Genomic DNA, 20,767 nt, shown 5'->3' with positions numbered 1-20,767 from the left:
GGTCATACTCCTGCAGGCTTGACTCCAATGCCTTCCGCTTCCAGGCGTACCCGAAGCTCCCTGGCAAAGGTGATGGCATGCTCGCCGTCACCATGAAGGCAGACCGTGTCGGCCTGAATGGTCACCTCCGCTCCGTCCGCGGAAGTTACCGTGCCTTCCTTCACCATGCGGATCACCTGCCGAACCGCCTGATCGGTGTCCGTGATGAGCGCGTGGGGCAGCCTGCGGGGCGTCAGCGTGCCGTCGGGCTGATACGTACGGTCGGCGAATACTTCGCTGGCCGTTGTGAGCCCGTACCTTGCCCCCGCAGCCAGCAGCTCGCTGCCTGCCAGGCCGTAGAGAATCAGGGACTCGTCCGTACGGCAGACAGCTTCGGCGATTGCATCCGCCAGAGGAGCGGAGACCGCAGCCATGTTGTACAGGGCGCCGTGCGGTTTGACATGATGAAGGCGCCCGCCTTCCTGTTTGGCAATCGCCTGCAGTGCGCCGATTTGGTACGTCACCAAATCCATGGCCTCCTCCGGCGAAATATCCATGTTTCTTCTCCCGAAGCCGGCCAGATCCGGCAAACCGGGATGCGCGCCGATGGCGACCCCGCTGCTTAAAGCCAGCTTCACCGTTTTCCGCATGACCGAAGGATCGCCGGCGTGGTATCCGCAGGCGATGTTGGCGGACGTAATTTCCCCCATCAGCTCTTCGTCGGCCCCGAGCCGGTATACGCCGAATCCTTCCCCCATATCGCAGTTCAAGTCAATCCAACCCATTAAGCCATCCGTCCTCCTTTAATTTAAGGGCAATCATCCGGGCAAGCCGCCTTAACCGTATGCCCTGATCCATCCATAATTGTTCCGCTTCCGTCTGACTGATCTCCCTAAAGCGGAGGGTTGAACCGGGCGGTGTCTGCGCAACCACCGGCAGGTCCGCACCGGCAACCTGGGCGATCTTCGGATAGCCGCCGAGCGTCTGGCGGTCAGCCATCAGAATGATCGGCTGCCCATCGGACGGTACCTGCACGGTCCCCATCGTCACGCCTTCCGATATGTATTCCTGCGGGCGGTGAAGCTGCAGCCGCGGACCTTCCAGCCGGTACCCCATCCGGTCCGATTGGGGCGTAACCCGGAAATCATGATCAAGCAGCGCGCGCCGGCTCATATCGTCGAAATCGCCGAATTGCGGTCCGCGGACGATCCGGACGTAAGGATGCTCGCTGTAAGCGGGCCTTTCCGAGGCCGGAACCGCCCACCTCACCGCATCAAAAGGCTGCGTTCCCTTTGTGGATGGATGCCGTAACCGGCCTTTGCCGGTCCCGACTGGAATGATGTCCCCTGCCTTCAGCACCCTTCCCTTCATGCCGCCGATCCCGGCACGGATATACGTGCTGCGGCTGCCAAGAACCTCAGGCACATCGATGCCTCCTGCAACAGCCAAATACGTCCGGCAGCCTGCCCTCGGCCCAGTGAACGTGAGTGTACTGCCCTTTCGGACAAAGACGGGTCTCCACATCGGAACCGGGACACCGTCCATCTGAGGCGAAAAATCCCCTCCGGTCAGGGCTACCCACATCTCCCGCTCCATGCGGACGGACATCCCCGACCAGGTCACCTCGATGAGGGCGTCGCTCTCATCGTTGCCCACCAGCCAATTGGCCGTCCGGTGCGCAAATCGGTCCATAGAGCCGGAGACGATGACCCCATACTTGCCGTAGCCTGATCTTCCCAAGTCCTGGATCGTCGCCATCAGACCGGGTTTTATGACCGTTATGCTCATCACTGTGCCCCCTTGATCCGCTCGTATTCCGCCGCGTCAATCTGACGGAACCGGATATATTCCCCTCCCCGCAGCAGCGCGGGCGGATCTTGATCCGGCCTGAACAGGGGAAGCGGCGTACGTCCGATGATCTGCCAGCCGCCCGGGGTTTCCACCGGGTAGATTCCCGTCTGTGTCCCCGCGATTCCGACCGACCCGGCCGGAATGGCAAGCCGTGGCGACGGTTTACGCGGCGCGGCGATCCGTTCGTCGAGCCCGCCCAAATAAGGGAACCCGGGAGCAAACCCCACCGCATAGACCAAATAGGTCTGAGCTGTATGGATGCGGACCACATCCTGAGTGGTCAGGTTGTTGATGGAGGCGACTTCTTCTAAGTCCGGGCCAAACCCGCCTCCATAGCATACCGGGATGTCGATCACCACCGGCTCCGCTTCGGGCGTTCCCTGGATGTCCGCCATATAAGTTTCCAGAAGGGACTGCACATAATCCATCCGGCCGGTCTCGTGCAGCGGTAAATCTAGCTCGAACGGATCATAAAACACGGTCACGCTCGTAAACGCCGGAACACATTCGACAAACCCCGGAAAGGGATTTGCCTCAATGCGGCGGGTCAGCGCCTGAACCTCACGGTGCAAATCTTCGCTGACCGTGTCGCCAAGGTGCACCACAACCGCCGATTCCCCTAAGGGTACGACCCTGCACGCTTCGTTTCGGTTCAAGGAATCCCCTCCTTCTGTATGTATACATCCTCATCATTTATATGATAGCAGAGTCCGTGCGGTATGCATTCGATTTTTTCTACACGCTGGCACTTCTAACTGAAGACTGAAGACCGACCCTTCAATGCAAAAAAGGCGCCTCAGGATCCCTGAGGCGACCTTGTTGTATCTGAATGCAGGACTGCATCTTGCAATAACCGTCTTGACCGGGCTACTCAGCTACAACTTCGCCCAGCTTATCCAGCATAATCCTGGTCCCGTGCTCGCGCATCGAGACTGTATCCAACCCGTCGAGAAACGCACCGTGCTCGGTATAAATCAATCTTGTTCCCTGCCCCGACGCCTGGAACTGCACCGACACGACCGAAATGGACATGCGGCTGCCGCCCTGATCCAACGTATACGTATAGACGATCCGCTCGTTTTCAGCGATCTCCTGGTAGACGGCATCAAAGGTAAACACTGGCCCATCCGGAGGCCCGCCGGCATTGACTTCGCGCCCCCCCACCTTAAACTCGAAGCTGTCCGCTTTCGGAAACCAGGCTGACTTCAGTTCGGGATCGGACCAGGCCGAAAATACCTTCGCCGGCGCTGCTTGATACTTGCGTTCAATAACAAATGTTTCGTGAATGACAGATCGTTCGTTATTCATGGTCATGACCTCCCTGGATTGTTCCTATTCATTGGATCCGGCTCGTTTTCCCCAAGCGCCTCCCCGAGCCGGTCGAGGCTGCGCTCCATGCTTGTCCGTTTTTCCAAAAAGAACTTTTCCTTGCTCTTCTTCATCACTTCAAGCAGTGCGGTAAACTCGTTGACCGTCAACGTTTGGTCATGCTGCAGAAGAGCCGATACGTTTTCCAGCTCCTGCAGGAGCCGCTGCTGCAGCCGGATGGTACTTCTCAGGCGGTCCATCTGGATCCGGACAATGTCGAGCGGGCTGAATTCGTTCCCCTCTACGATTTCCTTGACCTCATCGAGAGATAATCCCAGCTCTTTCAGAGACAATATTTGCTGCAATTTGGCCAAATCATGCCCGTTATAGATCCGGTGACCGGATTCGGTATGCCCGGACGGAGAAAACAAACCGATTTGATCGTAGTACCTTAACGTTCGGATCGTCAGTCCCGTCATGGCTGCCAACTCCCCGACCTTCCACTGCGTGTTCATAATCATCCCCTTGCTTCGCGAAGACTTGTACCGGTAGCTCTAATATAAAACATTACGCAGCGTAAGGTTCAAGGGATTGCAAAAAAAAAAATCGAACGGCATCATGTCGTTCGATTTCAATATTCAGCAAACATGGAAAAGGATGAGTGGTATGACTAGGAATGCTAATATGGCTGGAAATATCATTTGCCGAAAGAGCCCGCAAAGTTCCGCAAATCCCCTTAGTATTGCTTATTTCCCGCAGTTTGTTGTTCCTTATCGTCCTGCCGCTATTAGGTGCTATTGTCTTTCTACTATTGTTACTTATGATCATTCGGCGGAGCTGAGTCAAGCTTTTGCTTCTTGACAATGATTTTGCTTTTATCCATGCAATTGCCGGGTCGGCTCTTCCTCTACCCTTTTGCTCATTCTAAAAGCTGGCTCTTGCTGATGAATTACTCGTGTATTGCTCGGTGAATTGCTCGTGTCTTGCTAGTGTATTGCTGTTAAAATTGCTGGTGAATTGATTGTCGCGCTATATGATACGAGATCTCGCTATTGTCTGCTATGTCCTGCGGTCGCAGATTGCACAATACCATGCCCACCCTGCCTTGCACAACTCGAGCTTCTCATACGGCTCCGGCTATTTTATTCGCTTTCGTCCGTTTCTGTCTTCTAACACAATCTAACCTTTTTCTTTCCTTGCCCGTTCATGACCATCCGCTTACCGGAGTGCGGCCCAAGGGTTTATCCGAGTGATAACAATTCTCCCGACTATTCGGGCTGCTCAAAATACTCTACCTTGACGGCATGAGCGATCAGCTTGCGGAAATAAGCCTCATCCGGCTGAGCACACTGGACCCCGGTCCCCTCGAGGTACTCGAGCGTCTGCGGGCATGCGTAGCGGTAATTGGAGTTTTTCGCGCCGTCCCCCTCCAGCTGCGCCATGGCCAGCTCCAGGCCCGCCTGGTCCTTGGCCTGCTTCGGATCGAGAAGCCACTGCTCGTATTCCTTCCAATTGGTCAAGTCGATCGTATAACCGTATGCCTGGAAGAACCGCACCATGTCTCGATAAGATACCGTGACCGGGTTGCAGATATGAAACATCCTTCCGACGGTCGCGTCCTGAAGCGCCAAGGCGGTAATCGCTTCTCCCGCATAATTAATCGGCGTCATATCGACTTCCCAGCGAACATCCGGCGCTTTTTTAAGCAGCAGCATCGCCTTAAGCATGCGGTAAAACGCATTGTTGTCGATGTTATTCTGGAATAAGCCGTTATCCGACCGGCAGGACAAATTGCCTACGCGATACACGGAAGCAGCAAGGCCTTCCCGGCCGGCTTGCACGACGAGTTTCTCGGCAGCCAGCTTGCTGTTGGTGTAGACGTTCTCGACGTAAGCTTCGTCATAACCGGAGCCGGCCATGATCGAAGCCCATTGGCCGTTCAGCGCCAAATCTTCCGGAATGCCGAGCGTCGAAATAAAATGGAACCGAACGCCCGGTTTGGACTTAGCCAATGCCAGCAGACGGTTCGTGCTGTCCACGTTGACCCTGGCAAAATAGTCCGCTTCCCCGAAATGCTTGACTTCCGCACCGCAATGGAGAATGGAGTCCAGACGATCTGCCAGCATGTCTCGAACTTCCCCGCTCAATCCTAAATGCTCCTGTTCGAGATCGCCCTGCACGGCGATGACCCGATTGTCCATCATACGTTTGACTTCATTTCCGAAGTATCCGACCATCGTCTGTTCCAGCCGGGCGTAAGGCTCCTGCACGCCGGATGGCCGAACGAGACAATAAATCGAAGCTTTCGATTGGCGAAGCAGCTCGTACAGCAGGTGAGAGCCAAGGTAGCCGGTCGCGCCGGTCAGCAAAATATTCTCCTGCGTGTATACCCGCCCTTCGGCAGAATCTTGAGGGTAAAAGCTCAGCGGAAACTCCGCCAAATCCTGCAGCGGAACGTCCTCACCGAATGCCTCCTCGGCTGTGGACGCTTCATGGGCCAGCACTTCGATCCGGCCGGCCAATGCGGCAATCGTCGGGTAGACGAAGAAATCGTTGATCTTCAACTGCGGATAATTCGGCTTGAGCAGCACCAGGATCTCCAATATTTTCAAAGAGTAGCCGCCGATTTCAAAGAAATCGTCGTGGATGCCGATTCTCGTCTGGCCAAGCGCTTTCTCCCAGGCAGCGGCCACTTCCTTTTGAATGGCCGTGACCGGGGCTTCATACGGCGAATCGTCCTCTTCCGGCACGATCTCGAAAGCCGCCAGCTTTTTACGGTCGATTTTCCCTGTCGGTGACAGCGGCATTTGATCCACGAAGCACATATATTTGGGAACCATATAGCCGGGCACCTTTTGGCCTAAAAATTGGGCGAGGTCCTTGGAAGCAACCGGCTGCCCGTCATTTGACGTATAAAAGGCAGCGAGCACTTTGGTTCCGTCCGCTTCGGTTCTTGGAATGACAGCGATATCCTTGACGGACTCATGCTTTGCCAGATTGTCCTCAATCTCTCCGATCTCGATCCGGAAGCCCCTGATTTTTACCTGGGCATCCTTTCTCCCCCGATACTCCACCAGTCCGCTCGGAAGAAGACGGACCATATCGCCCGAACGGTAAAATTTCTTGCCCGACTCCGGCGTAATCGGATCGGTGATGAAGGCTTCCTTCGTTTTTTCGGGCTGGTTCAAATACCCCTTGCCCACGCCGACGGAGCTGATCAGGAGCTCGCCGGTAACTCCGATCGGGCACAGCTCGTCGTGCTCGCTGACAATGTACAATTCATAATTGCTCAGCGGCTTTCCGATACATACTGTCGTCAAATCGTCCGGAACCGGATAATCGACGATATGGGAGGTTGCCACCGCCGTAATCTCGGTAGGACCGTAAAGATTGACGATCGGAACCTGCAGCTTTTTCTGCAGCATGCGTACGGCTTCTCCCGACAACGCCTCGCCACCGACGATGATGCTCTTGATGTTCGCGTATTTGGGCGCATCCTCTTCAGGCAAATGGGCGGCAAGCTGGTTGAAGAAAACGGTCGGCAGAATGGCGACGCGCGTCGCCTGCTGCTCCACCACCGCCGCGGTGAAGGCGTCGATGGAGAAACGCTCCTCATCGGTGAGCAGGTGCAGCCGGCTGCCGCAGGCCAGCGATCCGAAAATATCATAGACCGACGCGTCAAAGCTGAACGTGGAGTACTGAAGAATCACGTCCTCCTCGGTCAGATCCATCTCCCTGCGCGTGGACTCCGCCAAGTTGACGACGCCTTGATGAGCGATCAGGGCTCCTTTCGGCTTGCCTGTGGAACCGGACGTATAAATGATATAGGCCAGATCATCCGGCTCAATGGCAACCGGGGATGCTGCTTCCGGGTAGGAGTCCGCTTGTTCTCCCAATGGGAGAATTTCCGGCTTCCTGTCAAAACCGGCAAGCAGCGTTTCCAGACGGTCCACATATTCAGCATGTGTCAGGATCATCCCGGTTTGCGTGTCAGCAATAATGTAGGCGTTTCTTTCGTCCGGATGGGAAGGATCCAGCGGAATGTAAGCCCCGCCTGCCTTAATAACGCCAAGCATGCAAACAATCGTTTCGAGGCTCCGTTTCATGAAAATAGGCACGAACTGCCCTTTTTGCAGCCCTTTGGACAGCAGCATGTTCGCAATCCGGTTGGACTGCCGGTCAAGCTGCTTGTAGGTTAACTGCTGCCCATCTTGAGTGACGGCGATCCGGTCCGGATACTTCGCTACAGTGGAAGCCATCATCCGGACGATCGTCGGCTGTTCCGGAAGGTCCATCTGCGTATCATTCAAAGCAGTATAAGCGGCCCGATCCTCCTCCAGCAGAAAAGGCAGGCGGCTGATTTCCAGATCCGCGTTCCGCAGCGCACCGCGAACGATTTGAGCGTAATGCCTGCTGAACTTGCGCACGGTCTGTTCCCGGAACAGCTGGCGCGCATAGGCGATGCTCATCGTCCAACGACCGGATTTCGCCTGAACGTTCCAGCCCAGCCAAGCAGGGCGGCTTCCATGAACCTCGCCGTACACCGCTTGATAGCCGAGGGGCTGCCCTATCATTTCTTCAAGCTCCTGCAGACTCAAATCCGCAGCGTCCAGCTCTACCAGCTTGGCTTCGATCCGCGCATAGACCTGCCGGAACGTATCCTGTCCGCTGATCGCTGCGCGAAGCGGCAGCAGTTCTCCTTGCCGGCTCACCACGCCAAGCAGCAAATCCTGATCGGCGCTCATCCTGTACAGGAACACCGCGTAACCAGCCAGCCACCAGGCACGAGGGTTGCCCAGCCGGCTCAGTTCAGCAGCCTCTTCCGGTCCCAAGTCCAGTGTTTCCGTGATCCGCAGCAAATCGGGCTGAATTTCCCGCACCGGCTCATCCGTGTAGAGATTGAGTCCGGGCAGAGGAAGCTCGAGTTCCTGGGACCAGTATGCCTTGCTGCGCTCGCTTATCGATGTTGTGTTCAAAATGTTCAGCTCCTTCATGATTACACCCGCAATTTATCGACTAAGGTTTCCAATTGGTCAGCGACCTGGTTCATCTGATTGGCGGAATCATAAATTCTGTCAAAGGAAGCCTGCTGCTCCTGGGCGCTCGTCTTGATCTCGCTGGAAACGGCCGAGTTTTTCTCCGCCAGCTCTGCAAGCTGTTTGATGGAAGCCGTGATTTGCTCGGTTTCGGCAACCATCTGCTGCGTCGCTGCAGAAACCTCCTGAATTTGGCTCGTAACCGAATCGGTCGCGATCATCATGCCTTTAAACAGGGAGCCGGTTTCCTTAACGACCTCAATCCCTTTGGCGACGTTCTGCTCGCCTTCGCTGATGGCCTCGACGGCCAGTGCGGTCTCATCCTGAATGAAGCGGATCAGCTCGATAATTTGCGTGGCGGATCTTCTGGACTCTTCGGACAATTTTTTGACCTCATCGGCTACCACGGCAAATCCCCGGCCTTCCTCGCCGGCCCGCGCCGCTTCGATGCTTGCGTTCAGGGACAGCAGATTGGTCTGGGAAGCAATCTCCGTAATGACCTGGACAATTTGGCCGATTTCCTGGGAACGGACTTGCAGTTTCTCAATAATGTCCACGGAATTTTTAACCGAGTGGTTGATCGAATTCATCTGCTCGATAACCTGCTCAACGTTCTCGTTCCCTTTTTCCGATTGATCCTTCATCTGCATCGAAATGTCCGACAGCTCGGACGTATTGCCGGCAATCGTGTTGACGCCTGACGAAATTTCCTCCAGCGAAACGACGCTCTCCGTGATGGACGTGCTCTGCAGTGCAACCCGCTCAGACATTTGTTCAATATTTTTCGTAATGGCCAACGAGTTTTTGTTATTGTTCTCCACAGCCGAGAACAGGAACTTCGACTGCTCCGCCGACTGCTCCGATACTTTTTTAATCGTTCCTACCAGCTCGTTGATTTGGTTCACCATCGTGTTGAATTTGGCGTTAACCTGCCCAAGCTCATCGTCGCCAGCCTTCAGCTGTACGGTAAAATCGCCTTTACTGAGCTTGTCCAGCGCCGTCATTAGCGTTTTGATCGGGGCAAACGTCCGTCTGTTTGTGTAGTACTGCAGCGCCAGTACGATCACCAGCGTAATCAGCAGGGCGAACAGCGTGTTGCGCAGCAGATCATTCTGACCGGTAGAGACCAGGCTGGCATCCACGTCGATGCCCATGTAGGCGAAGATGTTGCCGCCTGCATCCTGGAACGGATACAGGACCGTGATCCATGTACCATAGTTATCTGTGTATGCTTTGGTAAACACCAGCTTTTTCGTTTTCAGCATTTCGCGGACGGCATCGGCATGAATTTTAGGCTGCTCGTACAGGTCGCCCAGATGCAAATTATCTTTGGCGAACATTTCCAGCACAGCCGACGGCATCGAAATAATCGAGGTTTGATTGCCTCCTTCGAGCTCCGGCCCGAAAATATACCCTTGGGCAATATTCGGATGCGTACGGGACAGCTCGTCAAAGATACCCGTCAGCTTTTGCTGGACAGCGGCGTTGGGATCCTTTACATTCTTGGCCTGCTCGACATCTTGTACCGATACGCTCTTCACCAGGGTATCCATCGTTTTACCGGAATCCGACTGCAGCTGCTTGGTCAGGACGGTGCCCTGAATATAAAAGCTTGCCCCAATGACGACAGCCCCGGTGATGAAAATATAAAGACTGGTCAGCAGCATACTTCTGCTTACAATACTTAAATTTCTAAACCGCCACTTCTTGAAAAATTGCTGAAACTTGCTCATTCTCGTTTCTCTCCTTTGGTCTATCTCTATTATGTAATCTTGCTGGCAACGATCCATCTGGCCATACTAGAAACGATCTTGGTTTTGTACGAATCACACCTCCCCGTGGCGAAAACAGCATGTTCAGGGCAAAAAAATAGCAACCTATGGGAATGTAAACCACAGCTCACCAATTCATTTGCAACTGGCTGACATATCCCGTTTCGGAAGTAGTCCCTATAGCTTTGCGTCACTGCTTTTCAGCAGTTTTGCCTATGGATTTTACATGTACATTTTTATAGAAACTAATGAATAATTAGTAACTATAAATTGTTCATTTAGCAAACCTAGTCTACCATAATTTTCATGGATATTTCCATTCATTTCAGAAATTAACCTGCAAACATCTTCATATCCAAGAGTTGATCCATTTCCGGCGTATAAATTTCGATCGGCCCCTTTGCTTTCGTACAGACCGCGAGCTTATATGGTCCTTCCATAGGGATCAGCATAAACTGATAATTGCGCGCTTCAATGTCGGGACCGCTGTAATCAATTTTTCCGTCGGGACGAACCGTGATCGTAAATGAGCCCAGCGGCTGACTTAATCCTCTGCCGATGCACTTGGTATAGCTTTCTTTGAGCGTCCAGATGTCATAAAACCGGTTCAGTCGCTCTTCTTCGGTCAAGTGTTGAAGCGGTTCGAGTTCAGCGGGTGAAAAACATGATTCAGCCATTCCCGGGTTCACAGGGAGCACCTGCTCGACATCCACTCCAAGTTCACACGGGCCGAGGGCGGCTACCACCCAATCTCCGGAATGGGAAAGATTAAAGTGAATATCCGGTTCGTCTGCAAAGGCCGGTTTGCCAAACTCGCTGCGTGTCCATGGCTTGGAAAAGGCAGCAGCAGGCTTTACTTGGTTCACCGCCCAGCGCACCATGACCTCGCCGAACAGGCTTCTTACAGCATCCCTCCTGTTTCTGATTCGTCGTACTTGTCTGATTCGTTCGGGAGAGACCCGTTTCATAAAATGATCGAAATGCGCCGCAGAAACGTTCTTGATCCCAAGCATATACAGTCTGATCATCAAACCCTCCTGAGCACGCAGCTCCATTCGTAATTACCAGGTCCGCTTACAGCAGCTTTTGCTACTAAAATGAAAGGTGCGAATTCTAGTACATTTTCCCCAATTCATCGATTTGTTTAGGATGAACCTCCTACGAAAAACGAACATCCATTATTACTATTCGGCCAATTTTTCCTATTTTTTAATAGCTTCTAGCATTTGTACACAAATTGATCAACAAATTAGGTACAAACGTCTACACGCGACGCCTCTGGGGACAAGCCTCGCATCCCCTTCAGGCATAAAAAAGCCGGATCCTCGGAAACCAAGAATCCCGCCTTTACCCATACATCACCGCTGACCTGGGGCAGCTGCATGGGAATAGCTCTCCTACGAACGAGCCTTTCAACGAAAAAACCGCCCGGCAGCAGCCGGACGGTTGTACTTGATTGTAGCGTATTGTTTTTGGCAGGGCTGAACTTATCCTTCAGCCGTGACAAGCTGATCGTCGAAATATACCGTTTTGCCGGTACGGGCCGACTCGTAAATGGCCTCCAGAACTTCCGTTACGACCAGCGCCTGTTCCGGTTTGACCATCGGCTCGGTATCGTTCAGAATGCTCTCGATCCAGAGACGGCATTCTCTGCCGGCTTGGCTCTCGGAATTGCCTGCGAAGTAGGCAACCCCGCCTGTCTTCAGCTCCGGCTTCTTCGTATACAGCACGCCGAGGTCCTCACCGTTGATGCGCAGGCCGTCCTTCATGTCCGCGCCGCCTTCCGTACCGGACAGGGAAGCCTGAGCTTCGCCCACGTCAAGCGTATTGAGCGCCCAGCTCGCTTCCAGAATGACGGTTGCGCCGTTCTCCATCGTAATAAAGCCAAACGCGGAGTCTTCCACATTAAATTCTTCCGGGTTCCATGGACCAAAAGCGTTGGCAGGGCTTTCCTTGTCGCCAAGCTTGTAGTACACGTTGCCTTTGACACTCTTTACTTTATAGTTGTTCATCAGCCAGAGCGTCAGGTCCAGTGCGTGCGTACCGATATCGATCAGCGGTCCGCCTCCCTGCTCATCCTCGTTCAGGAACACGCCCCATGTCGGCACGGCGCGTCTGCGGATCGCATGCGCTTTCGCAAAGTAAATGTCGCCGAGGTCGCCTCTTTCGCAAATTTGCTTGAGGGTCAGGGAATCCGGACGATAGCGGTTGTCATAGCCGATAGTGAGCTTCTTGCCGGTCCGCTTGGCGGTTTCGACCATCGCTCTTGCCTCTTTGGCTGTCTTGGCCATCGGCTTCTCACACATCACGTGTTTGCCTGCTTCGAGGGCGTCGATCGTAATAAAGGAGTGCGATTTGTTCGGTGTGCACACATGCACAACGTCAATGCTCTCATCCTTCAGCAGTTCTTTGTAGTCGGTGTAAATTTTGATCGTATCCTCTTTGCCGATTTTGCGGGCGGACTCGATGGCACGCTCTTCGATGATGTCACAAAACGCCACCAGCTCTACGTTTTTCTGGTTAACCAGGTTCGGGATGTGCTTGCCGTTGGCGATGCCTCCACAACCAACGATTGCTACCTTCAATACTCTATCGGTATTTTGCGCCATGACTCATTCTCCTTTTCATATATAAAATGGAATTGTACCCGAATTACAAAATTTCCCGTAAGTACTTCAGACTCTGACCGATGCTGTCCAGCTGCGGAATTTCATATTCCTCCTGCTCGACCGTAAACCAGTTGACGCCGTACTGCTTGCCTGCAGCCGTAATGGCACGGAAATCCATGATGCCGGAACCGATTTCCGTATTCCGCTTGTCCTCCAGGCTCTTCATATCCTTAATGTGCAGAATGGCGCAGCGCTCTTTGTATTTGTTGATAAAGTCCACCGAGCGCAGTCCGGCGTGCTCCGCCCAATATGTATCCAGCTCGATGAACAGATGCTCAGGATCCGTATTGTTCACCAGCAGGTCCAGCCCGTATTCGCCATCGAATTTCTCAAATTCAATGCCGTGATTGTGGTAACCGAAGCGGATACCGCTCTGCTTGCAGCGTTCGCCGATGCGGTTGAACAGCTCTGCAGTACGCTTGTAGCTGTCAGCGCTGTTTCTCATTTCCTCCGGAAGACCGGGACAGATGATGTAAGCGCTATTAATTTCCTGCGAATACTCGATCGTCCGATCCAGGTGATCCGTCAGCTCGGATACGCCGATATGGCTGCCGGCCGCCTGCAGGCCATACTCGTCCAGCGCTTTCTTCAGATCCGAGGCGGAAGTATTGAAATAACCGGCGAATTCAACGCCATCGTAGCCGATCTCCGCAACCTTCCGGAGCGTCCCGAGAAAATCGGTTCCTGTCAGTTCCTTGATTGAATATAACTGCAATGCCACCTTTTCCATCCTTTGCACCCCTTCCGTTGATACAAAGTAACGATACCAAAATCCCTCGATAAGTTATACAATGAACCTATTCTAATATATTAAATATTTGTCATTGTATAACGGGAGCGTGCGAAAATGACCGAGCCTTATTTTGAGTCGAACCGCCCATCCATCGGGACGATCCACTATCCGTACGAATGCATGATCCATCAAAGCGCCGGCAGCCGTTGGATCGTTCACGCCCACTGGCACATGTATATCGAGATTCTTTATTTTCTCACGGGAAAAGCCAAAGTGTTCCTGGGAGGAGAATCCCATACCCTGAGCAAGGGCGATCTGATCGTGATCCACTCGCATGAAACCCACTCCATCTATGCGCTGGATGGGGAGCCGGTCTCTTATATCGTCATTAAATTCGATCCTGAAATTTTGTACTCGACATCCAGAACCGTATTCGAATCGAAGTACGTGCTGCCGTTTACGATGGCGGAATCGAACAATCAGCGGATGTTCGCCGAGTCCGAAATCAAGGATACGGTCGTCCCGGGCCTGGTTCGCGAAATTTATGACGAATTCACGACCCGGTCTTACGGCTTCGAGCTCGCGGTCCGGACGCTGATCTGCAGGCTCTTCCTGTGGTTTTTGCGCGAATCGAAAAACCTCGGCCTCCATTGGGATGTTGCCCACTCCCTAAAGGAGATGGACATCCAGATGCTGCAGAAAGTGTTCGAATACATTGACGACAACTACCGCTTTGACATCAACGCCCAGGCCGCCGCGCGGATCTGCAACCTGAGCTACAGCTATTTTTCGCGCCGCTTCAAAGCGATCATGGGCAAAACGTTTACCAATTATTTGAACTATATTCGGATTACCGAGGCGGAGAAGCTGCTCCTGACCACCGAGATGACCATGACGGAAATCGCCCAGGAGACGGGATTTTCGAGCTCAAGCTACTTTATCCAGCAGTTCAAGCAGTACAAGAACATTTCGCCGAGCCAGTTCCGTAAAAAGGTCAGCAGTGAGAATGTTGAAATCCAAAACTCCCTCATCCGCAAAGATATGATATAATAGTCCGGCGCAGCACCCTGCGCTTAATTGAAGAAAATCCGCGCGTTACTGCGCGGGAGAGGTTCGCGAACTCCCTCTATAAAAAACTAAGACTGCCCTCTTTGGCCATAAAGACCGGGCTTGTTTTTTTACGGATCAGTTCAAGAATCCTCTCTCTTCTGCCGGAGTCAGGTGTTTTCCAGCCCTGCCTACCGGACCAAATCATGAAGGAGAGGTTTTTTTATGCTCAAAAACGAAAAAGCGGTCGTCGTGTTCAGCGGCGGCCAAGACAGTACGACCTGCCTGTTCTGGGCGCTCCGGCAGTTCAAGGAAGTCGAAACGGTTACGTTCGACTACGGTCAGCGCCACCGGCTTGAAATCGAATGCGCGCAGTCGATCGCCGCGGAGCTCGGCGTGAAGAACACCGTGCTGGACATGAGCCTGCTCAATCAGCTCGCCCCGAACGCACTGACGCGAAGCGACATTGAAATCACGCAGGAGGAAGGCGAGCTTCCCAGCACGTTCGTGGATGGCCGGAACCATCTGTTCCTGAGCTTCGCCGCCGTGCTGGGCAAGCAATCCGGCGCCAGACATCTGGTCACCGGCGTATGCGAAACGGACTTCAGCGGTTACCCCGACTGCCGGGATGCTTTCGTCAAGTCCCTGAACGTGACGCTGAACCTCGCCATGGACTACGACTTTGTCATCCATACGCCGCTGATGTGGCTCGACAAAGCGGAAACCTGGAAGCTTGCCGACGATCTGGGCGCCTTCCCGTTTGTACGCGAACGCACGCTGACCTGCTATAACGGCATCATCGGCGACGGGTGCGGCGAATGCCCTGCCTGCCGGCTGCGCAAGGCTGGTCTTGACAAGTACCTTCAATCCAAAGCGGAGGCGCTGCAGCCATGACCAAGACTCCCGGCGAATTCCGCATCGTGGACCGGCTGCAAAAGCTGGGGGAAGACATCCAGCCATCCGACCTGCGCTATCATCATAAGAGGGTGCTTGTCAGCAAAGAGTTTACCTTCGACGCCGCGCATCACCTGCATGCCTATGAGGGCAAATGCAAAAACTTGCACGGCCATACGTATAAAGCCGTTTTTGGTATCAGCGCCTTTCTGGACGAAGTCGGCATTACCGCCGATTTCGGTCTGATCAAGCAAATCTGGAAGGAGCGGATCGAACCCTCCTTGGACCACCGCTATTTAAACGAAACGCTGCCCCCGATGAACACGACTGCCGAGAATATAGTCGTTTGGCTGTTTGAGCGGATGGAAGAGGCGCTTAACTGCGGGGATTACCGAATCGAAGGCGGCCGGACCGAATTCGTCCGTCTGTACGAAACGCCGACGAGTTATGCCGAGGCGAGACGGGAGTGGATGTACGAATGAACATTCCCGTGCTTGAAATTTTCGGCCCGACGGTTCAGGGCGAAGGCATGGTCATCGGCCAGAAGACGATGTTCGTGCGCACGGCGGGCTGCGATTACCACTGCTCCTGGTGCGACTCCGCATTTACATGGGACGGCAGTGCCAAGGCGGACATCCGCCAAATGAGCGCCGGCGACATCTGGGAGGAGCTTCAGCGGATCGGCGGCGAGCGCTTCTCCCACGTCACCCTGTCCGGCGGTAATCCGGCTCTGCTGCCCCAGCTTGGCTCTCTTGTGAGCCTGCTGGAAAGCCACGGGATCCGGATAGCCGTCGAAACCCAGGGCTCCCGCTGGCAGGACTGGCTTGACGACATTCACGAAGTCACACTGTCGCCGAAGCCGCCGAGTTCCGGCATGGAGACTGACTGGGAGATGCTGGACAGCATCGTGACCCGGCTTGCGGCCAGACCGGCCGCTTACGCGTACAGCTTGAAAGTCGTCGTCTTTGACGATGCCGATCTGGCCTATGCGACCAAAGTCCATGCCCGGTATCCGCAGGCGCCGATGTATCTTCAGGTCGGCAACACCGACCTGAAACGGATGGATATCGCGGGCCATGCCGCCGACCTGCTCGCCCGCTATGAGCGGCTCATCGACGCGGTGGTCGCTTCCCCCGAGCTGAACGCGGTCCGCGTGCTGCCCCAGCTTCACGCGCTGGTGTGGGGAAATAAGCGCGGCGTTTGACCAAATCTGCAGCAGCCTCAAGCTCGCAGATTTGGGCGGATGCCGGCTGAAAACATTTTCCTATTGAACAAATTAGAAACGATCCAGGAGGAATTACGATATGTCTGGAAGACAGCCGCACGAAATGAAGGATTTGACGCTTCTCGGCAACCAGGGGACCAAGTATGTGTTCCAATATGACCCTGAGCTGCTCGAGAGCTTTGATAACAAGCATGCCTACCGCGATTATTTCGTTAAATTTAATTTTCCCGAGTTTACCAGCCTGTGCCCGATCACGGGACAACCCGATTTCGCCACGCTTCATATCAGCTACATTCCCGACCAGAAAATGGTCGAGAGCAAGTCGCTGAAGCTGTACCTGTTCAGCTTCCGGAACCATGGAGACTTCCATGAAGACTGCATGAACATTATTATGAACGATCTGATCAAGCTGATGGATCCGCGCTATATTGAGGTATGGGGGAAATTCACGCCGCGGGGCGGCATTTCCATCGATCCGTACTGCAATTACGGACGCCCGGGCACCAAGTATGAGCAGTGGGCGGAGCAGCGCATGATCAACCACGATCTGTATCCGGAGAAAATCGACAACCGTTAAGACGATAAGCCGACATACGCAGCAGCCGCGGGATTTCCTGCGGCTGCTTTGCGTACACCTGAGCGTTTTCTTTACGCCTCCTCCTTCGGCCAGGCAGCCTCCAGCTGGATCCCGTTGTTATCAAGAAAGATGAAATTGCGAATGAGGCCCTGATCATAAATGTCCGTCATGACAACCTCGAGCTCTTGCAGCCTTTTCCGCAGCTTCATCCCGTCGGTCTCCGAATGCAGGCTAAAGGCTACATGCTGCAGCGCTCCTGGAAGAAACCGGTTCAAGCTGGACGAATTTCGGTCGGCCGCGAGCTGCTTGATCTCTTCGGAGCTCTGGCTGATGACAGCCTCCTCGTATTCAAAGAAATGAATACCCCAAGACCGGGTATCCCCCGGCTTAATGAAGCAGTGACGTCCTCTTTTCCCGGCAGCAGAGAAAACAGGACCAGCCTCCATGCCAAGCGTGTGGACGTAAAATGCGATCGTTGCGTCAAGATCGGGTGTCACCAATGCCGTATGGTGAAATCCTTGCCAGCGGACATCAGGCGCCGACGATTGAGTTTGAATGTTACCCATCTGATCCATCTCCTTTAACACTTTAATTAGAATTCTAACTATATGAACAAAAAAAGAGGACTCGCTTCCTCTCTTCTATTAGCGGTCCATGCGCTGTACCACTCTGATCAGCAGACTCCTAAGGGATTCATACTCCTCCGTGGTGAACTCCTGTCTGACCGCATGATCGATCCGCTGCGTCAAATGCCGGGTCCGGGCGGCAAGCTCCTTGCCGGGCTCCGTCAGGTAGATTTGCTTGGAGCGCGCGTCTTCCGGATGGTCGCGGCGGTAGACCAGCCCCCGCTTTACCAGCCCGTTGATCAGACTTGTTACGCTGGGACGCTCGATCATCAGGATCGGCTCCATTTCGGACGGTGTAATACCGGGATAATGGTCGATAATTCCGAGGGCACTCCACTGCGTGTGTGTGATGCCGTATGGCTTCAACAGCCCTTCGAGCTCCCTTCTCATCGCGATATAAGCCGTCTTGACCAGGCGTCCTAGCGGGCCTGTGTCCCATTCCCAAACGTTCCCATTTCCTTGCTCGCCACTGACCATGACCAAACCTCCATTTAGTTAGAATTCTAACTACAACTCTAAATCACGCGCATGGATTTGTCAATTTCCCAGTGTCACTTGGGCCATTGTTACATACGCTATGTTAACGACGGATTTGGGAAAGGAGCCCGCCATGCTCGTCTTCATTCTGCCTTCCCTCCACCTGCGCCACGCACAATCAACCGCCTGTTCCGTTCAGCAGGAGCTCCCTGATTCGAATGTCGTCGTGCTGGAACATGGCAGCCTCGGTTCCCGGATGAACCAGGAGCTTGCCTCGTACCAGGAGCCCTACTTTCTGACGCTGCACGCGGGGGAGCGGCTGCTTCCGGGCATGGATGCCTTCCTGCGCACAGAGCTTTGCCATCTTCCCGAAGCGTCGGCCGGCTGCCTCTTCAGCCCCACAACCCCAGATGAGGGCGGACGCGAACGATTCCAGCCGCCCAGAGGCCCGCTGATCTGGCGAACGGACGCTGTCATGGCACCGCCTTCACCAGGTTTCACGGAAACAGCGCTGCTGCCTTTCGAATCCTACATCCTGTTAGACAAACAATACCAGCTCAACGCCGCTTTTACCTGGACTTCTACCCGCAATTGTCCGTTGGTTCCGGCTGTCTCCTCCCCGTTACCCTGGCAAAAAAAGCGTGAGGAGTGGGAGCTGCTGCGTCCGCTGCTCGCTGCACCGATCCAGGTTGAGCCGGGGACGGACGCGTCACATAAAGTGCCGCTGGTAACCGTCCTGTTATGTACTTATAATGATGCCGATTATATTCCTTGGGCTGTCCGTTCGGTCATGGCGCAAACGCTGCCCGATTGGGAACTCTTAATCATCGATGACGGGTCGACCGATCATACGGAGCATATCTTGGATTCGCTGTATCCGGACCACCGCATCCGAACCTACCGGCTGAAGCGCAATTCGGGCAAGGCCCATGCTCTGAATTCGGGATTGTCCATGGCAAAAGGCAGCTGGCTGCTAGAGCTCGATGCCGACGACTGGCTGTCCCCCGACTGCCTGGAACAGTTATACAGCAAAGCTAGCCTGCACAGGCAGGCAGGCGTTATATATGCCGATCACGTTCAATGGGAGGAACGGAAAAACAAGCAGCTGATCTATCAGGGCGTACGTACCGCGATTCATCCTTTCTCTACTGCCCGTGTAATCAAAGCCGGCATTCCCATTGCCCCGCGGATGTTCAATACAGCCAAGCTTGGATCGTTGTCCGGCTGGAACACGGATTCACCGTTCGGCGGCCGTCTGTACGAAGATATCGAAATCCTCGCCAGAATGTCGGGGTCCGCCGAATTTTTGTATGTCGATAGGGCGCTGTACCACCGGCGTATCCGGCTGCACAGCATTACGCACCGCCATGCAGATCATTACTCGGAATGGCTGAGCTGGATGAACGCCGGAGACAATGGGACGGCACCGGAAATATGAATGATTACAGAGGCAGGATGCGGACCAGCGCCACGCTGTTCGTGGATATATTTACGCGCTGCGCCGTCGGGATGTAATTGGTACTGACTGTATCCACGGCCAGGATCCCCCCAGAAGAAGATGCCAGGGTGCCCTGGATAAACTGGTTGGTCTGCTGCACTTCGACATGTCTGCCAACAAAAACGGCAAGTGCTTCCTCAAAATTCATATGCTTTCCCTCCTGAAGTCACAAAGGTTATGAAACGGCCAACAAGCTGCGGAACGGTATCAATACGTTGCTTCCATCCGGTTCAAGAACCTGGACATAGTCTTCGCCTATCAGAATCAAGGTGCCGAAAATGGTTCCTACTGGCGTTTCCAGTGTGATTCGCGTATTGATCCGCGGTGTGAGCAAGGCCACGATGCCTGATGGCCCATTACCCGGCGCTGGTTCTGGTCCTGGGGCTGGTCCTGGTCCTGGTGCAGGTCCGGGCCCTGGTGCTGGTCCTGGTGCTGGGCCTGGCGCTGGTCCTGGTGTCGGGCCTGGTGCCGGTCCTGGACCGATGCCCAAGCGGCTGTTCAGCGTGGCGACCTGCTGTTCCAGCTTGCTCACCCGGGCTGAAAGCTCCGCCACAGTACCTGCCACGCTCTCAAATTGCTGCTTCAGTTTTAACAGCCGGTGCTTGATATCATGGATCACTTTCAGAAGAGTACCCGTTTTTTTCTTATGATGATGCCGCTTCTTTTTGTGATGGACATGTGTTCCGTAATCCTTCGTGTGTTTATTCATGAATACCAATTTCACTTGACCTACCTCCTTTATAGTCATTGGTACAATATGTAGGTAGATAACGATAGGGACCAGGCCAAGTGGAAGTTGATCAAAATGCCCAGCGGTAAGCCTTTACCCGGGCAATTTCCCTAAAAATGATCCCCTAGTATGGTGTTATACCCAAACGTAAATCTGACCCGGTACATATTTTGTACATAGACAAATGTTTAGGGAGGAGTATAGCGCTTGAATAAACCGAGGAATCGATCCAGAAAGACACCCCGTCCATTGTCTGCTTCCATGGTCCATCGATCAAAAAGCATTCATTCCGCAAAGCCAAACCGTGCCCTCGACCTCAAATTAACTGCACTTGCTTCACCGCGC

20 protein-coding genes and 2 riboswitches are annotated in these 20,767 nt (G+C 54.0%); of the genes, 6 read left to right on the top strand and 14 right to left on the bottom strand.

Going from position 1 to position 20,767, the window contains the following annotated elements; translation table 11 throughout:
• Positions 1-2: 2 nt before the first annotated feature.
• The 10 genes from MKY74_RS17565 to MKY74_RS17520 all read right to left on the bottom strand — a co-directional run bounded on the left by MKY74_RS17565 (position 3) and on the right by MKY74_RS17520 (position 13,336).
• Entirely contained in the window at positions 3-764 is a 762-nt protein-coding gene (locus MKY74_RS17565) for a LamB/YcsF family protein (RefSeq protein ID WP_076167234.1), read from the bottom strand.
• Positions 751-1,767, bottom strand: coding sequence for a 5-oxoprolinase subunit C family protein (locus MKY74_RS17560; RefSeq protein WP_076167236.1), 1,017 nt, complete (start codon positions 1,765-1,767; stop codon positions 751-753). The genes MKY74_RS17565 and MKY74_RS17560 overlap by 14 nt, the downstream gene beginning before the upstream one ends.
• Positions 1,767-2,486, bottom strand: a complete 720-nt coding sequence (gene pxpB, locus MKY74_RS17555) for a 5-oxoprolinase subunit PxpB (RefSeq protein WP_076167239.1) — start codon at positions 2,484-2,486, stop codon at positions 1,767-1,769. The genes MKY74_RS17560 and pxpB overlap by 1 nt, the downstream gene beginning before the upstream one ends.
• A gap of 211 nt (positions 2,487-2,697) precedes the next feature.
• Positions 2,698-3,138 (bottom strand): SRPBCC family protein, encoded by a 441-nt coding sequence (locus tag MKY74_RS17550; RefSeq protein WP_076167242.1) that lies wholly within the window; start codon positions 3,136-3,138, stop codon positions 2,698-2,700.
• 2 nt (positions 3,139-3,140) lie between these two features.
• Positions 3,141-3,653 (bottom strand): MerR family transcriptional regulator, encoded by a 513-nt coding sequence (locus tag MKY74_RS17545; RefSeq protein ID WP_076167245.1) that lies wholly within the window; start codon positions 3,651-3,653, stop codon positions 3,141-3,143.
• Positions 3,654-4,406: 753 nt separating this feature from the next.
• The gene (locus tag MKY74_RS17540) at positions 4,407-8,114 is read right to left on the bottom strand and encodes a non-ribosomal peptide synthetase family protein (protein ID WP_084203840.1); all 3,708 of its coding nucleotides are present in this window, start codon (positions 8,112-8,114) and stop codon (positions 4,407-4,409) included.
• A 20-nt stretch (positions 8,115-8,134) separates the two neighbouring features.
• Entirely contained in the window at positions 8,135-9,907 is a 1,773-nt protein-coding gene (locus MKY74_RS17535) for a methyl-accepting chemotaxis protein (RefSeq protein WP_076167250.1), read from the bottom strand.
• A gap of 176 nt (positions 9,908-10,083) precedes the next feature.
• Positions 10,084-10,170: riboswitch (cyclic di-GMP riboswitch) on the bottom strand.
• Between the two features lie 108 nt (positions 10,171-10,278).
• Complete coding sequence (locus MKY74_RS17530) at positions 10,279-11,001, bottom strand: 4'-phosphopantetheinyl transferase family protein (protein ID WP_084203731.1); 723 nt, start codon at positions 10,999-11,001, stop codon at positions 10,279-10,281.
• Positions 11,002-11,433: 432 nt separating this feature from the next.
• Entirely contained in the window at positions 11,434-12,555 is a 1,122-nt protein-coding gene (locus MKY74_RS17525) for a Gfo/Idh/MocA family protein (protein WP_076167255.1), read from the bottom strand.
• Positions 12,556-12,598: 43 nt separating this feature from the next.
• The gene (locus MKY74_RS17520; protein WP_167372834.1) at positions 12,599-13,336 is read right to left on the bottom strand and encodes a sugar phosphate isomerase/epimerase family protein; all 738 of its coding nucleotides are present in this window, start codon (positions 13,334-13,336) and stop codon (positions 12,599-12,601) included.
• 126 nt (positions 13,337-13,462) lie between these two features.
• On the opposite strand from MKY74_RS17520, the gene MKY74_RS17515 reads away from it, so the two are divergent.
• The 5 genes from MKY74_RS17515 to queF all read left to right on the top strand — a co-directional run bounded on the left by MKY74_RS17515 (position 13,463) and on the right by queF (position 17,091).
• Entirely contained in the window at positions 13,463-14,398 is a 936-nt protein-coding gene (locus MKY74_RS17515; protein ID WP_076167260.1) for an AraC family transcriptional regulator, read from the top strand.
• A 52-nt stretch (positions 14,399-14,450) separates the two neighbouring features.
• A riboswitch (PreQ1 riboswitch) is annotated at positions 14,451-14,494 on the top strand.
• Positions 14,495-14,620: 126 nt separating this feature from the next.
• Positions 14,621-15,289 (top strand): 7-cyano-7-deazaguanine synthase QueC, encoded by a 669-nt coding sequence (queC, locus tag MKY74_RS17510; RefSeq protein WP_076167263.1) that lies wholly within the window; start codon positions 14,621-14,623, stop codon positions 15,287-15,289.
• Complete coding sequence (gene queD, locus MKY74_RS17505; RefSeq protein ID WP_076167265.1) at positions 15,286-15,771, top strand: 6-carboxytetrahydropterin synthase QueD; 486 nt, start codon at positions 15,286-15,288, stop codon at positions 15,769-15,771. The genes queC and queD overlap by 4 nt, the downstream gene beginning before the upstream one ends.
• The gene (queE, locus tag MKY74_RS17500; RefSeq protein ID WP_084203732.1) at positions 15,768-16,493 is read left to right on the top strand and encodes a 7-carboxy-7-deazaguanine synthase QueE; all 726 of its coding nucleotides are present in this window, start codon (positions 15,768-15,770) and stop codon (positions 16,491-16,493) included. Before queD ends, queE begins: the two co-directional genes overlap by 4 nt.
• 100 nt (positions 16,494-16,593) lie before the next feature.
• Positions 16,594-17,091: a preQ(1) synthase gene (gene queF, locus MKY74_RS17495; RefSeq protein WP_076167270.1), complete on the top strand. Its 498-nt coding sequence runs from the start codon at positions 16,594-16,596 to the stop codon at positions 17,089-17,091.
• 71 nt (positions 17,092-17,162) lie between these two features.
• On the opposite strand, the gene MKY74_RS17490 is transcribed toward queF, so the two are convergent.
• A complete protein-coding gene (locus MKY74_RS17490) occupies positions 17,163-17,657 on the bottom strand; it encodes a VOC family protein (protein WP_076167272.1) in 495 nt (164 codons plus the stop codon).
• Positions 17,658-17,735: 78 nt separating this feature from the next.
• Positions 17,736-18,194, bottom strand: a complete 459-nt coding sequence (locus MKY74_RS17485) for a MarR family winged helix-turn-helix transcriptional regulator (RefSeq protein ID WP_084203733.1) — start codon at positions 18,192-18,194, stop codon at positions 17,736-17,738.
• Positions 18,195-18,327: 133 nt separating this feature from the next.
• Between MKY74_RS17485 and MKY74_RS17480 the strand changes: the two genes are divergently transcribed.
• Positions 18,328-19,632, top strand: a complete 1,305-nt coding sequence (locus MKY74_RS17480) for a glycosyltransferase family 2 protein (protein WP_167372835.1) — start codon at positions 18,328-18,330, stop codon at positions 19,630-19,632.
• Positions 19,633-19,636: 4 nt separating this feature from the next.
• Here MKY74_RS17480 and MKY74_RS17475 read toward each other — a convergent pair whose 3' ends face one another.
• Entirely contained in the window at positions 19,637-19,840 is a 204-nt protein-coding gene (locus tag MKY74_RS17475) for a hypothetical protein (protein WP_076167275.1), read from the bottom strand.
• 27 nt (positions 19,841-19,867) lie between these two features.
• Positions 19,868-20,416 carry a hypothetical protein gene (locus MKY74_RS17470; protein WP_076167277.1) on the bottom strand — a complete coding sequence of 183 codons (549 nt, stop codon included), beginning with the start codon at positions 20,414-20,416 and terminating at the stop codon, positions 19,868-19,870.
• Positions 20,417-20,767 lie beyond the last annotated feature (351 nt).

The sequence above is a fragment of the Paenibacillus sp. FSL R5-0378 genome (assembly GCF_038009285.1).
In the GTDB taxonomy this organism is placed as follows: Bacteria; Bacillota; Bacilli; order Paenibacillales; family Paenibacillaceae; genus Paenibacillus_AQ; species Paenibacillus_AQ favisporus.
This window is presented reverse-complemented; position numbering and strand designations above follow the sequence as displayed.